Raw genomic sequence first — 14,777 nt, 5'->3', positions numbered from 1 at the left:
TAAACAACGGAATGTTTTTTTGCAGGCTATTGAAATCCAAAGAAAGCGGGAATGAACCAAGATGGGTCGTAAATGGAATAATATCAAAGAGAAGAAAGCTTCGAAGGATGCCAATACGAGTCGTATTTATGCCAAATTCGGTCTTGAGATTTACGTAGCCGCCAAGAAGGGCGAGCCGGATCCGGAATCCAACCAAGCCTTGAAATTCGTGCTGGAACGCGCGAAAACATATAACGTGCCCCGGGCGATCATTGACCGCGCCATTGACAAAGCTAAAGGCGGCGGCGACGACAATTACGTGGAGCTGCGTTATGAAGGCTTCGGTCCCAATGGTTCCATGGTGATCGTCGATGCACTCACGAACAACGTAAACCGCACGGCGCCGGAAGTTCGCTCCGCCTTCACGAAATGCGGCGGCAGCATGGGCGTCAGCGGCTCCGTCTCCTATATGTTTACCGCGACAGCCGTCATCGGCGTCGAAGGCAAAACAGTCGACGACGTGCTTGAGCTGATGATGGAAGCGGACGTCGATGTCCGGGACATCGTCGAAGAGGACGAGGCGGTTATCGTGTACGCGGAGCCGAATCAATTCCAAGCGGTCCAGGAGGCGTTCAAGCAGGCCGGCATTACCGATTTCACGGTTGCCGAGCAAACGATGATGGCTCAGAACTACGTGTCGATTCCTGAAGAATCGCAGGCGCAATTCGAGCGTCTAATCGACATGCTCGAGGATTTGGAAGATGTGCAGCAGGTTTACCACAACGTGGAATTCGAGGAATAGTCTTGCTTGGTAAAATAGTTAAAAATATGAAAAAGCCGCGGTTTTGCGGCTTTTTTTTGTGCCATTCGTTGTAAATATGAGGTAATATAGATGGTAGATGCAGGATAAGGAATTCCATATGTAAGTCATAGTGCCTATATGAGTGTGTGTTGAAATTGTCGAATAAAGTCATAAAAAGTCAAACTCAACATGTAGTGAAGGTAAACAGATTAACTATTCGATGAGTCCGAGGTGCAGGTTCCGAATGAAGCTGAAAACGATGCTAACCGTATTTATCGCAATGTTTTGCTTGTTTACGCTCTTGCCAGGCCCGGCAGCATGGGCAGCTTCCTCGCTGGAGTCGCCGAGCGTGACCTCATGGGAAATGAGATGGGAACACGCTGACCAGGAAACGTCTTTACCTGAAGAGGCGGCCGCCGCCGGGGCATGGCAGAAGATTCAGATCGCTGAACCGATAAAGCTGCGTCCGGAGAACATGGAATCCGCTTGGATCCGCATGAAATTACCGGAACTTGCGAACAACAGCGGAGCGTTCTTTCCAGGCATTTACGGACAGAACGTCACGGTCTATTTGGATGGAGAAGTGCTATTTCATTCCGAACACGAGCATCAATTCGATAAGAACCGTGTTCTGATTAGCCTAGAGAAGCATGATTCAGGCAAAGAGCTTTATATTCATGCGGAAAGCAATACGAGCCGGCTAGGTCTGGACGGGGATCTCCGTTTCGGGAATTACCAGCAGCTGGCCACCGATTATGCGAAGAAGGATCTTCTCGATATCATTATCGGCTGTGCTTATATATTCGTCGCTTTCGTCATGCTCGTATGCTCGGTGTTTCTAGATCGGCAGCAATTGAAGATTTGGCTCTCGCTTACCTTCATTATCCTACCCATCGGCGGGTTGATGATCGGTTATTCTCCATTCCTGTATACGTTCTATGGACAATACGGACAGCAGTATCAATACATGTTCGATCTTTCCCTCTATCTGTTTCTGCCTGCGTTAATGATCTTCTTCGAGCAGTTGTTCGGAAGCGGTTATAGGTCCATTGTCAAGAATTTCCGACGGTTAGTCACAGGCGTCTCATCATGCAGTGTTGCCGCATTAATCCTTTACGTAGCCACGGACAAATCGTTCTTGGCGTTATACAGGTTCATTTCGATCAAAGGCATCGGCATCATCATGCTGCTTCAATTCCTTCTTATGTTCCTGGTGTTGGTCCGCCAGTTATGGAAGCGAAATATCGATTCAATCATTATTGCTTGCGGTCTTGTCACTTTCACTGCCATCAGCGTAGGGGAGCTGACTTTGTACTATTCCTCGGAGCAAGCTTATGAATTGTCCTGGTGGAAGTGGGGGTTGACCGCATTCGTCCTGTCGCTTATCGTCGTGCTCGGCAGACGGTTCGCTTACCAGCATAAGCTGATCGTTATGTATTCGAGAGAACTGGAAATTTACAACACGGAGCTTCAGCGTTCCGAGAAAATGGAAATTATCAGCCAACTTGCAGCTTCGGTCGCTCATGAGGTCCGTAACCCGCTTCAGGTCACGAGAGGCTTGCTGCAAGTGCTCGGGAAACGCAACGAGCCTGCTCCGAACGAGGACGATTACTATCGTCTGGCGATCGAAGAGTTGGATCGGGCGTCGGTCATTATCACCGATTTCTTGACGTTCGCTAAGCCGCAGATGGAACAAGTCAAAGAACTTAATCTCGCGGAAGAATTCAAGCATGTCGAAGGCATCATCATTCCCCTTGCCAATCTACAAGGAGGGAGATTGGAGATTCAGATGCCGCGGTCACTGCGCATCATGGGTAATTCACCAAAGTTAAAACAAGCGATTATTAATATCATTAAGAATAGTATTGAAGCGCTTGAAGGATCGGGACTCGTTCGCGTTTGGGCCTATGAGGAGCAGGACTATGTTGTCATCCACATCGCTGACAGCGGCGGGGGCATGGACGATCAGATTCTCGAGCGGCTCGGAGAACCGTATTTCACGAATAAGTCGAAGGGCACGGGGCTTGGTCTTATGGTCACGTTCCGAATTATTGAAGCGATGAAGGGTACGCTCACTTACAAGAGTGAGAAGGGGGTAGGGACGGAGGCAACGATTCGTTTCCCGGCAGCCAGGTTTATACAAACAAACGCGAAGGTCATATGACCTTCGCGTTTAGTTATTGCAGTCTATTAGGAACGGAAGTTACCACGTGAAAGGAGCGGCTTCGATGCCGTCAGCAGCGGATACTTCAGAAGGATGCTGTGGAATAACCAGCGCGGCTTTCTTCGGCGATTCTTCGACAACGACTACTTCGATGTCATCCGGAATCGAAAGGTTGAACGCTTCTTTTAGCGCTTCTTTCGGATCGGCCAGCAATTTGGCTTTGAATGCTTCGTCGGACCAGGCTTTCTCGATGATTTGTTGTCTTGTTACTTGTTCGGACATTGTCGACACGCACCTTTTAGTAGGAATATTTTATCAGGAAGAGTGTACCATTAATGGGTCTTTCAATCTAGTGCTATTTTCGCTAATATATGACAAAAGATATAAAAAAGAATCGTCGCTCCAGGACGATTCTTCGAGGCGGATTGGTTTGATTTTTCCTTACCGTGGCAAGGTGGATTGCTGTTGATGCGGCTATTGTACGTACATTAATGACCGGATCGAGCAGGCATGGCATTCGACAACAAATACGAAAATCCACCATCCAACAGTTGCCGCTTCGTTTGTGCCAAACGCTGCGACGTAGCTGTCAAATGGTCAGCCAGATTCGCTTGAAATGTAACGAGGTGAGGGAGCGGAAGCGAAAGCTTGTCCAGTGCATGACTATTCGCTTGGGCCAGTTGAGCATATCGGGTAAGGGCATCGTTCACGTAAATTGCGTTCTTCACGTCATTCTTCGTTAGAGGAGCGGCCTCGGCATCTCGCTCGGCGGAAATCATCCCGACAAGGCTGTTCGCGCTCTTCAGATCGAAATCTTCCTCCCAGTCCGCCCAATCATCCGAGAATTGCAATGTGGCGAGCACAAGATCGACGGCATCGCATACGACAGGTTCAAGATCCGGGCGCTCAGCCAGCAGCAGCGCACCGGTGCTCGCCAGTTTGACGGGGGAGGCTTTCCGGGCCAACTGGGCCGGGTTTAAGCTGCTCGTCGGCTGTTCATACGCGACGGCCAACGACCAGTCCGTCACATAATCCCGGAAACGGCCCCAGAACGGCGAGTCATGCTCAAATAAACCTCGATATAGATCCAGCAGGTTCAGATGGAATAGATTGCCGAGCGCCAGCTTCTCTTTCCAATCGACAGGCGCCGTATCCATGAGATCGTCCTGGATGAAAAAGTAAAGCATGACGAATACATTCGCGAGCGAGAGCTGCCGGTATACTTGGGGTTCCAGGTTCGTAATTGGCTTCATCCAGAACGGGAGCAGGTAACAAATATGATTCTTGGTGCTGGATGGATGGAGGGGATTGAAGGCTTGCATGTAAGAGAGGCCTTTCGCGTTCAATGGCGCGGGGTAAGCTTCGATCAGATGCTCCGCCTCGCGGAACACGGCGATGAGTTCTTCTTCGTATTCGGATCTCCATGGCATCATTCATCATCCTCCGTGATTGTCGCTATCATGACGAACGTTGCACGCAAGTCGCAATTCATATATCGAATCCGCAGATAGGCTCGTTTAAGGCGAATATAGCTGTTCTTTCAATATACCTTCTATCGGCGTATCGCACCATCGTTTTTATGCTACCGCGGGTTCTCTCGTCCGGCTGCTAGATCAGAGAGGGCATTCATTAGTTCAGTAACCGCAAGAACAACCATGAAACAGCCCGTTCATCATTGAACGGGCTGTTTCGAATTACGCAAGGCCAATCAAACTACTTTCATGCGCTGCTGTATGCCTCGTCTCCTATGCTTAGCCTACATTTCCCAAGGCATTCTCACCGGATACCCGACCTTCTCCGTGCGAAGCAGCTGCTGCGAGCGTTTCGGCAGGCTGTCGTACGTTTCGCGCGGAATTGGAATGGAATAGCCGGTTCCGAACCAATCGCGATTGTAGATCAGCGCGATATTCGTGCGGCGATAAGCGGAACGGTTCGGCGTGCCGCGATGCCACATCCGGATGTCGCGGATGACGATGGATCCCGCGGACATGTAGACTTTCTCGGAATGCATGTATTCCGAGGCTCTGACGATATGCATGTGCGGATTGACGATGCCGCCGAGCGTATCCTGGTTCGCGCGGTCGCCGTGCAGATGCGTGCCGCCGGGCCATACTTCGAGCGGGCCGTTCTCTTCGGTCGTATCGACGAGCGGAATATTCAAAACGAGGCTGAACGGGGGAAGCGCAACGGACATATCCGGGAATAATGGATTAATGTCGCAGTGCACCGCCTGGTAGTCCGACCCCGGCATCGGCGTGTCCGAAGCGAAATACGTGATCTTGCTGTACTCGCCGAGCAGGCCGTCGATAACGGATAAGGCTATCGGGTGCTCGATGATGGACGGATCGTTGAACGGCGCTTGAAACGGCAGGTGCATCTGGGCGCGGTTGGTGCCGGTATTGTAGCCGCAGCGCTGGATATATTCGTCGAACAACGGATCGAACGCGGCGCGAAGCTCCGCGATTTGCTCTTCGCCATAGACTTTGTCGAATACGATGTAGCCGTTCGCCTTCACTTGTTCGATCGCGATCGCGAGCTTCTCCGGTTCGAGGCGTCCGTTTTTGATTTCTTCGGCCGTTAATGTCATTTTCATGGTCGATTACCTCCGTTAAGCCTTCTTCAGGCCGTGAATTATTCGTTCTCGGCGTTCTCGGAATAGAGCAGGGGGAAATACTGATTATCGTACCGCTGTCCTTCCTGCGGACGCGGTCCAAGCAGCCGGATGTTATCGACGTTATGACGGCCGTGCTTCTTGTACGCCATGCCGTGAGGCATGAGGTGCGCGACGACGGAGAGACGCGGGTCCTCGGAATAGTTTTGGCCGGAGCCGTGTATCGTGAGCGCATGGTGGAAGCTGGCTTGGCCGGCTTTCAAGGTGACGGGCACTTCCTTCCACTGCTTCCCCGATTCCTGGGCGATGCGGTCTTTGACCGCTTCGAGATCGCGATTGAAGAACGCGTCGCTGCCGGCCAGCAGGCCCCACTTATGCGAGCCCGGGACGACCGACATGCAGCCGTTCGATAGATCCGTATCCTGCAGCGCAATCCAAGCCGTAACCAAATTGTCGGTATCGGTGCACTGCCAATAGATATAATCTTGATGCCAGCCGACGTTGCCCGGGGATAGCGCGTCTTTCTCGCCCGTGCCGGTTCCCGGCTTGTAGATGACCTGGTCGTACCACAATCTCGCTTCACTGCTATCCATCAGCCCGGCGGCCAGCCTGCCGAGCGTCGGATTCGTCACCGCAGCGCGCACGGCGTCGTTGATCCACCAGGAATTGTCGATCTTGCGAAGCATCTTCGGGTTGTTCGACGGACGCCATTCGTCAAGCGGATAGCCGTCGCCGTCGTAATCGAATGCCCAGATACGCTCGTGGGCACGGCGCAGCTCCTCGATCTCATGCTCGCTGAACAGGACGGGGCTGACCCAATAACCGTTCTCCTTGTAAAATTCTTTATCTGCTTGTGTAATAAGGCCATTCATGTCCTTCATGCTTCACATCCTCTTCTCTTGATGGGACTAGTGAATATGAACCGAGTATAGATCACATTACGGCATACGTATTGTAAAGATGGACTATCAATTGTAAAATTGTAAGAAAAAAGTGAGGATCACCATGCGGAGCAACGAGACCAAATCCACATCGCTATTGAAGTCGGTCATTGAATTACTCGATTCTGAATGGCAGCGGTTCTCGATTCATTCCTTCGGCTTCTGGCGAGACAGAGGGTGGAACGGCTCGGGTTCGGGATTCGAATTGAATTACTATACCCGGGGGACGAACACGGTCGTTCAGGACAAGCGCACGCTGCACTTCAAGCACGGCGATTTGATCTACGTGCCGGATAACGTACGAAGCAGCTGCTGCGAGGACGGTGCCTTCGATTTGTATTATGTCATGTTCCGATTCGACTCGCCGGCGTTGAACGCGCAGATCGGGGAGCTGCTCGGGCAGCTGAAGCTCGACCAAGCGCCGCTGTCCATGCCGGGTCTGCAGACGGACTTTCGGGCGCTTATTGCCGAGCTGCGCATGGACCGCCAGAAATCCGTGCTGGCCAAATATTATTTCCTTCACTTCTTCGCGCGGATGTATGTCGAGCAACTCGAGAATACCGGACAGCCTAACCGGCATGAGACGATCGTCCGCCAAGTCATCGAGGATATTCAGGAGCGGCTTGACGCGGGCGGCAAAATTTTGCTTCCCGAAGTGGCAGCCCGCCATTCGCTCAATGAACGGTACTTGAATCAACTCTTCAAGACGGTGACCGGGACGACGATCGGCAAATATATCTTGACCGCGCGCGTCGAAATCGCCAAGCGGCTATTGGAGACGACGGACATGCCGATTACGGAAATCGCCGTCGTCAGCGGGTTCTACGACGGGGCGCATTTCTCCAAGGCGTTCAAGGCGCATCTGTCGCTGACGCCTCAAGATTACCGCGAAGGGCATGCGTTCCAATAAATGCATGATTACTGCAGTATTAATTTACAAATCGCGGACCCGGGTTATGGGAATATCCAATAGCATGTCGGGTATTATCGGTTCTGTAAGGTAAATAAAAAACGGGCAAGAGATAGGCAAGAGATAGGCAAGAGATGGGCAAGAGGTAGGCTAGAGATAGACAATAGATAAACAAGAGACAGATGAAAGGCTGTTAAGAGGCTGTTAACAGAATAGAATCGCTGCCTCTTTATATGGAATGACTAGACGGCTCCCGGAAGGGTGCCGTCTATTTTTTTCTGACAATTATACAAATGCGCGCCTGATTATACAATCCTGCCACCAGCGGGTGCTCTATAATTCAATCAGAACTTAAAGCGCTTACATCGTTCCCGAGGAAATGCTTACACCAGGTATCGCCGGAACAGAGTCATTTCGCAGGAACATGCAATGCGGGCAATAAAGGAAGCATCAAACAAATGACGGGGATCGTCGAGCCCGTACAGGGGGAAATCTGCATGATGAAGAAGAAACTTCTCGTAAAACCGGTTTCGCTTGCAGTCTGCCTTACATTAACGATTTCGTTGTCCGCTTGCAGCAATAACGATTCTGCCGGCTCCGGCTCGAACGCTTCCGGCTCGAATTCTTCCGGATCGGCAACGGATATCGCCAAGCTGCTCGATCCGAACGCGGAGCCGACGAAAGATCCGTTCGGCAAATTCGATCCGCCGATTACGGTCACGACCGTGCATACGAACAACGAGGTCGCATCCAACCTCAAGAAGCCCGACACGCTCGAAAGCAATATTTACACGCGTACATGGTCGGAGAAGCTCGGCATTAACATGAAATTCAATTGGACGTCGCCCGGAGCGCAGGGCGAAGAGAAGATGAACCTGATGATCGCGAGCGGCGATTTGCCCGATTTCTTCTACGTCTCGCCATCGCAGTTCGAACGGTTGGCTTCGACCGGGCAGCTGGAGGACTTAACGCAAGTCTTGAAGGACTACAGCACGAAATATATGAAGAAATACTTGACGGGCGACTATGCCGGCCTGCTCGAAGGCGTCACGAGGAACGGCAAGGTGTACGGCATTCCAAACGGACAGACGTACCACGATTCCGGCTTCATGCTATGGATGCGCTCGGACAACGTGCAGAAGGCAGGATTGACGCTGCCGAAGACGGTCGACGATTTGGATAAGATACTCGATGCGTTCAAAAACAACGATTACGACAACAGCGGCGGCGAGAAATATCCGATCGCGCTGCAGGACGCGAACATCGCTTCGACGTTCTGGGGCATCGGCGACGCCTTCTTCAATATGTTCCATGCCTATCCGAATATTTGGGTCGAGAACGGCAAGGGCGAGCTGGAAGACGGCATGTTCGGTCCCGAGCACAGGGAGAATACGCGCAAAGCGCTGCTCAAGCTGCAGGATTATTACAAGAAGGGCTACATTAATCCGGATTTCGCGACGTTCGACGATGCGAAGTACAACGAATCGATCGTCAATAACCAGTCCTCGATCGTGTTCGGCGGACTGTGGGACGCATGGTGGCCGCTTAACCTGAACCTCGACAAGCATCCGGACTCCAAATGGCTGCCGGTCGCCATACCGTCGGCGGACGGCGAGCAGGCCAAATCTTCGGTAACGGCGGCGACCGTGCTCGGCGTGAGCGTCGCGAAGAAAGGCGCAGCCCATCCGGAAGCGCTCGTCGAGATGGAGAACCTGTTCCACGACCTGAACAACAACCCGGAGACGATGCAGTTCGGCAAATACAACACCGATCCGGTCGATAATTCAGGCATCTTCCTCGCATATCCGATGCCTGTATATAATCCGTCGTTTAACTACGAAGCGTTCGAAGTCGTCGGTAATGCGTTCAAGACGGGCAAGGCCGACGGCATGCCGGAATCCGACAAGCTCTTCTACGATCAGGCGAAAGCTTACGCCGACAAGAACGACAAAGCCGGCTTCCCGTCTTACTTGTCCTATACCGACCAAGGCAGCCTTGCGGTCGTCGACAGTTACATCAAGAACAAAGCGTTTCAAATGAACGAGTACACCGCGATGCCGACGCAAGAGATGATCGACAACGCGCCGATCATCAAGAAGGCATACGACGTCATGTTCCTGAACGTGGTGAAGGGCGGGGACATCGCCCAGTACGACGATTTCCTGAAGCAATACGACGCGCTCTACATGTCCGCGGTCTATCCGGGCGTCAACAAATGGTTCGAAGCGAAGAACAAGGACAGCATCCAGAAATGGTTCGAGAGCAAATAAAGCACGACGCTCGCGGCAACGGCCTGCGGATGCTGCATCCGCGGGCTTTGTTATCCGCGCGGACGCGCGAGACGCTGAATGGGAGTGAAGGGAAACCATGAAATTGCTGCAAGCGTTTACGATTCCGCGGAGACAGCTGGCCTTGTACGCCATGCTGATCGCGCCGGTCGTCGTACTGTTCATTTATGCGTATCTTCCGATGTTCGGAGTCGTGATGTCCTTCCAGCGGTTCGAGCCGAGTCTCGGTTTCTTGCGCTCCGATTGGGTCGGGTTCGATAATTTCCGCCGCTTGATGTACATCCCCGACGTGAAGCAGGTCGTGCTCAACACGCTCTTCATCGCTTCGATGAAAATTATCGTCGAGACGCTGGCCGCCATCGTCATCGCGGTCTTGCTGAACGAGATTCTGTCCAAATTATTCAGGCGCGTCGTGCAAACGATCATCTATTTTCCGTATTTTCTCTCGTGGGTCATCCTCGGCGGCATCCTTCGCGACCTGCTCTCGCGCGAAGGGCTGATCAACGTGCTGCTCGGCAAACTGGGCATCGCCCCGATTATGTTCCTGTCGAAAGCCGCGCTGTTCCCGTTCCTGCTGGTCGGCACGGAGACGTGGCAGGTGACCGGCTTCGGCACGATCGTGTTTCTGGCCGCCATTACGACCATCGATCCGACGTTGTACGAAGCGGCGGTCATGGACGGCGCGAGCCGCTTCAAGCAGATCATCCACATTACGATTCCGGGCATTAAGTCGACCATTATTCTCATGATGACGCTCAGCATGGGGTACATTCTGAACGCCGGCTTCGAGCAGGTGCTGATGCTCTACAGTCCGCTCGTCTATTCGACCGGCGACGTCATCGATACGTGGGTCTACCGGATGGGGCTGCAGCAATCGCAATATTCGCTGGCTTCGGCCATCGGCTTGTTCCGCTCGGTCGTCAGCCTGGTGCTGATCTCGGTCTCGTACTACGTCGCGCGCAAAATTTCGGATCATCGGATCTTCTAGGAAGGGAGGCGGGGAATCATGCAGAATCGTTCCATGGGAAGGCGCGTCTTCGCGTCGCTTAACGGGTTGGTGTTCATTCTGTTCTCGCTGAGCTGCGTCGTGCCGATGCTTCATGTGCTGTCGGTATCGTTAAGCGCCAGCAGCGCGGTCAACGCGGGAGAAGTGACGCTGTGGCCTGTCAAATGGACGTTCAAGTCCTATGCGTATATTTTAAACAAATCGGAATATTGGACCGCGATGGGCGTGTCGCTGGAACGCGTCGTGCTGGGTACGGTCGTCAGCATGCTGTTGACGATCTTGATCGCTTATCCGCTATCCAAGAACAAGGCGTCGTTCAAGCATCAATCGACGTTCGCCTGGTATCTAGTCGTCACGATGCTGTTCTCCGGCGGACTCGTGCCGTCCTTCATGATCGTCAAATATACGGGGATCCTTGACTCCATGTGGGCGCTGGTGCTGCCCGGCGCGGTGTCGGTGTTCAACGTGCTGCTGCTGTCGAACTTCTTCCGCAACATTCCGAAGGAGATCGAGGAGTCGGCGTTCATGGACGGAGCGGGACATTTTCGCATCCTGGGACAGCTGTACTTGGCCTTGTCGATGCCGATTATAGCGACGTTGATCGTCTTCATCGCGGTCGGCCATTGGAATGCCTGGTTCGACGGGTTGATCTACATGAACAACCAGAAGCATTATCCGCTGCAATCGTATTTGCAGACGATTCTGGTGCAGTCCAACTCCCAGGTCATGACGCAGCAGTATGCGAAGCTCATGAGCATGGTGTCCGACCGGACGATCAAATCGGCGCAGGTTTTCGTGGCATCGATTCCGATTCTATGCGTCTATCCGTTCCTGCAAAAGTACTTTATATCCGGCATCATGCTCGGTTCCGTCAAGGAATGAGCTGCGCCTAAAGGGACAGCCCGGCTTGGAACCTTCTGCGGTATTCGCTCGGCGCGCAGCCTTCGGCCCGCTGGAAGAGGCGGCTGAAATAAGAGAGGGAATTAAAGCCGCACCGCTCCGCGATGTCCGTCAGCGAACAGGAGCTGCGCTGCAGCCATTTCTTGGCTTGATTCAGGCGCATTCGGATGACGTAATCGACGGGACTGAAACCGGTCGCTTCTCTGAACCGGGCGATGAAATACCCGCTGCTTAAATTTACGGCCGCGGCGAGGTCCTCCACGCGAAGCGGCTCGGCGTAATGCGCATGAATATAGGCGAGCGATTCGTCGATCAGCGAATCGCTGCTGACGGTTCTGTATAGACTTTGATTCCGCATCGCTTCGCGCGCGAGCGAGGTCAGCAGCAGCCGGAGATGGCCCTGGGCCGCGGCGGCATGCCCGTATTCCTGCGCGAAGCATTCGTTCACGATGCCGATCATATGTTGGCGGATCGGCTCGGGATCGCGCGGGACGATATGGATCGGCAGATCGACCGTCGCTTCGATCAGGCCGCTGACGGAACCGATCGGGCCGGTTTGCGGCGCGTCCGACGCGGCAATGCGCGCCGAGAAGACCGGTTCGGGGACGAACAGCCGGTAATGAATCCAGACGTAGCGAAAAGGCCGGTCCGATACCATCCGGTGCAGGCGGCTGGGAGCGGCGTGCACGAGCTGGCCCTCTTCGACGGCGAAGGTTTGGTCTTCCGTCTCGTACCGAATGCCACCGGACGTCAAGAACAGGAGATGATGGAAGGGCATGGAGCGAAGATAGCGCTTACGCGCCGCATCGTGCTCGTAGCGGGACATCCCCGTCTCGGGCGGCTTCGGGAACTCCCAAGGTTCTTCCCTGCGCTCCCAGCCGTACTGATCGAAGGCAGCGGAGAAGTAAGGCAGGCCGCCCCATTCGGCAGCCGATATCAGTCTGGTCATCGTCTGAATACGCCTCTCTTTCATTCCTGAATGCCTTTCCTAGAATAATAGTCGAATCCTGCAAATGCATCAACAGATCGTGCAAGCGAGCCTAATGCCGAAGCGCTATACTCATGTTGGATCGCAATCGCATGCCATACGACAGGAGAGATTCGCATTGGCCAACCGAACATTGGCGTATCAGGAATATCTGGATAAGGTGTACGGCGCTTGGCTCGGCAAGAGCATCGCCGGTACGATCGGCGCGCCTTATGAGGGCCGCAAAGAGCTGTTTCATTACGAGTACGACCCCAAGGCGATCGAAGAAATGTTCGCGAACGACGACTTGGACCTGCAGGTGCTGTGGCTCGAGGTCGTGGAGAAGAAAGGCGTGCATATCACCTCCATGGACTTGGCGGATGCTTTCTACCGTCAATGCCCCTACGCGCCCGGCGAGTATGCGTACTTCATGAAGAATTACGCAAGGGGTATTTATCCGCCCTATTCCGGCGGGTTCAACAACCGTTATTACGTGAACGGCATGGGCTGTCCCATCCGTTCGGAGATATGGGCCTGCATCAGTCCGGGAAACCCGGCGCTTGCGGCTGCATATGCGTCGCTCGACGGCGTACTTGACCATGAAGGCGATTCCGTGTTCGCCGAGCAGTTTCTTGCCGCGATGGAAGCGGAGGCCTTCTTCGAATCCGATCTGTCGCTGCTGCTCGCCGTAGGCATGCCATACTTGCCCGAAGGCAGCCGGATTCGCGGCTTGGCGGAGGATACGATCGCTTGGTGCGGGACGACGGAGCGCTGGGAGGAAGTGAGGACGCTCATTCTGCGCGATTACGGACATCCCGACTGCACGAATTTGTATCAAAATATCGGCTTCACGCTCCTGTCGCTGCTGAAGGGAGAGGGCGATTTCATTCGAACGACGATGATCGCCTTGAACTGCGGCTTCGACACGGACTGCAGCTGCGCGACGGCCGGCGCGCTGCTCGGCATTATTAACGGCGCTAACTACCTCATTGATAAGCATAACTTCTACGATACCAGCTATAAGCTCAGCGTCGACGTCACGCGCGTCAGCAACAAGCTGGAAGACTTGGCCGCGGACACGTGCAGAGTGGGCCTGGCGGTCGCGGCGTCGCGAAATACCACGATCAGCATCCTGGACGCGCCCGATATCGAGCCATTGCCATTATCCGCTGAACCCGCGGAAATCGAAATCGCGATCGATTACGGAGGCATACCCGTTATCGGCGCAGGGATGAAGAAGCGCATCGATATCGTCGTACGCAACCGTACGGCGCATTACCGCCAGGGCCTGTTGTCCGTTCGGCTGCCGGATGGATGGCTGACAGCGGAGCGGGGAGGCAGCCTTCGCAAGCGCGTCGAGCTGCAAGGAAACCAGTCGGTGGCGGTCCCGCTCTCCATCGAGGTTCCGTTATCCATAGGCGTGGTGCACGAGCATAACCGAATCGAAGCGACCTGGAGCGACGGTTCATGCGAGCAAGACCGTTCGTTCGGCTTGAACGGCGCGCAGCAGTGGCGGGTATACGGACCGTATTGGCGCAATGCCGCCGTGCTGCCGCACACGGAGCTCGGCGAGTGGTATTATCCGCATTTTCCGGCCGGCACGAAGAACGAAACGGATGACCTCGTACGGCAATATCACCTGAATACGCAGCCGGACGACGATGCCGGGCATCATCCCGCGGCTGGCGGCGGTTCTTCCGGACGCCTCGTTCAAATTCACGAAGACCGCATGCTGTTCTCCGAGCTGATCGGCTTCCAAGGGCCGTGCGCGATCTGGGCGGAACGCCGTATCTACTGTCCCGAGGATCGGACGGTTCACTTGCAGATCGGCCATTCCGACGCGTACGCCTTGTGGCTGAACGGGGAACGCATCAGCGCGTCGGAGCATGCGGATTGGTGGACGGCCGAGAACCGTCATTTGGAAGGAATTACGCTTCGCAAGGGCGAGAATGTGATGCTCGTTCAGCTTATCCGCCGGAGCAGGGAGGCGGAATTCAGCTTTATATTCACGGAGAAGGGCACCTGCACGAAGCATGTGTGGGATCTGGGTTCTTATATTTAGCTTAGTATAGCTTCCTAAGGCTGCCGTTGCTGGCGGCCTTTTTACCATGCGATCCTTCTGGTGCTGCCGTTGACGTTGACGTTAGTTATACCAGATGCTTATAGTAGGACAAGGTTGTCTCGGAGTGGTATGATTTCATCATAAGCA

12 protein-coding genes are annotated in these 14,777 nt (G+C 53.9%); 7 read left to right on the top strand and 5 right to left on the bottom strand.

Annotated elements, in window-relative coordinates; translation table 11 throughout:
* Positions 1-61 precede the first annotated feature (61 nt).
* Together AC0YNU_RS07985 and AC0YNU_RS07980 are read left to right on the top strand one after the other, a co-directional pair.
* Positions 62-781 (top strand): YebC/PmpR family DNA-binding transcriptional regulator, encoded by a 720-nt coding sequence (locus tag AC0YNU_RS07985; RefSeq protein WP_475755023.1) that lies wholly within the window; start codon positions 62-64, stop codon positions 779-781.
* Positions 782-1,025: 244 nt separating this feature from the next.
* A complete protein-coding gene (locus tag AC0YNU_RS07980; protein ID WP_475755022.1) occupies positions 1,026-2,945 on the top strand; it encodes an ATP-binding protein in 1,920 nt (639 codons plus the stop codon).
* Between the two features lie 39 nt (positions 2,946-2,984).
* Here the strand turns inward: AC0YNU_RS07980 and AC0YNU_RS07975 are convergent, their stop codons facing one another.
* From AC0YNU_RS07975 to AC0YNU_RS07960, 4 genes are all read right to left on the bottom strand, one after another.
* The gene (locus AC0YNU_RS07975; protein ID WP_475755020.1) at positions 2,985-3,227 is read right to left on the bottom strand and encodes an NHLP leader peptide family RiPP precursor; all 243 of its coding nucleotides are present in this window, start codon (positions 3,225-3,227) and stop codon (positions 2,985-2,987) included.
* A 206-nt stretch (positions 3,228-3,433) separates the two neighbouring features.
* The gene (locus tag AC0YNU_RS07970; RefSeq protein ID WP_475755018.1) at positions 3,434-4,378 is read right to left on the bottom strand and encodes a hypothetical protein; all 945 of its coding nucleotides are present in this window, start codon (positions 4,376-4,378) and stop codon (positions 3,434-3,436) included.
* Positions 4,379-4,701: 323 nt separating this feature from the next.
* Positions 4,702-5,538 (bottom strand): phytanoyl-CoA dioxygenase family protein, encoded by an 837-nt coding sequence (locus AC0YNU_RS07965; RefSeq protein WP_475755016.1) that lies wholly within the window; start codon positions 5,536-5,538, stop codon positions 4,702-4,704.
* A gap of 38 nt (positions 5,539-5,576) precedes the next feature.
* Positions 5,577-6,437: a phytanoyl-CoA dioxygenase family protein gene (locus tag AC0YNU_RS07960; protein WP_475755014.1), complete on the bottom strand. Its 861-nt coding sequence runs from the start codon at positions 6,435-6,437 to the stop codon at positions 5,577-5,579.
* A gap of 124 nt (positions 6,438-6,561) precedes the next feature.
* Here AC0YNU_RS07960 and AC0YNU_RS07955 point away from each other — a divergent pair, with 124 nt between their 5' ends.
* The 4 genes from AC0YNU_RS07955 to AC0YNU_RS07940 all read left to right on the top strand — a co-directional run bounded on the left by AC0YNU_RS07955 (position 6,562) and on the right by AC0YNU_RS07940 (position 11,583).
* A complete protein-coding gene (locus AC0YNU_RS07955; protein ID WP_475755011.1) occupies positions 6,562-7,407 on the top strand; it encodes a helix-turn-helix domain-containing protein in 846 nt (281 codons plus the stop codon).
* Positions 7,408-7,904: 497 nt separating this feature from the next.
* A complete protein-coding gene (locus AC0YNU_RS07950) occupies positions 7,905-9,677 on the top strand; it encodes a type 2 periplasmic-binding domain-containing protein (protein WP_475755009.1) in 1,773 nt (590 codons plus the stop codon).
* A gap of 97 nt (positions 9,678-9,774) precedes the next feature.
* The gene (locus tag AC0YNU_RS07945) at positions 9,775-10,683 is read left to right on the top strand and encodes an ABC transporter permease (RefSeq protein ID WP_475755007.1); all 909 of its coding nucleotides are present in this window, start codon (positions 9,775-9,777) and stop codon (positions 10,681-10,683) included.
* An 18-nt stretch (positions 10,684-10,701) separates the two neighbouring features.
* Complete coding sequence (locus AC0YNU_RS07940; RefSeq protein ID WP_475755005.1) at positions 10,702-11,583, top strand: carbohydrate ABC transporter permease; 882 nt, start codon at positions 10,702-10,704, stop codon at positions 11,581-11,583.
* A 7-nt stretch (positions 11,584-11,590) separates the two neighbouring features.
* Here the strand turns inward: AC0YNU_RS07940 and AC0YNU_RS07935 are convergent, their stop codons facing one another.
* Entirely contained in the window at positions 11,591-12,550 is a 960-nt protein-coding gene (locus AC0YNU_RS07935; RefSeq protein ID WP_475755003.1) for a helix-turn-helix domain-containing protein, read from the bottom strand.
* 157 nt (positions 12,551-12,707) lie between these two features.
* Here AC0YNU_RS07935 and AC0YNU_RS07930 point away from each other — a divergent pair, with 157 nt between their 5' ends.
* Positions 12,708-14,630 carry an ADP-ribosylglycohydrolase family protein gene (locus AC0YNU_RS07930; protein WP_475755001.1) on the top strand — a complete coding sequence of 641 codons (1,923 nt, stop codon included), beginning with the start codon at positions 12,708-12,710 and terminating at the stop codon, positions 14,628-14,630.
* Positions 14,631-14,777 lie beyond the last annotated feature (147 nt).

This window comes from Paenibacillus sp. J31P316 (assembly GCF_056269105.1).
This window is presented reverse-complemented; position numbering and strand designations above follow the sequence as displayed.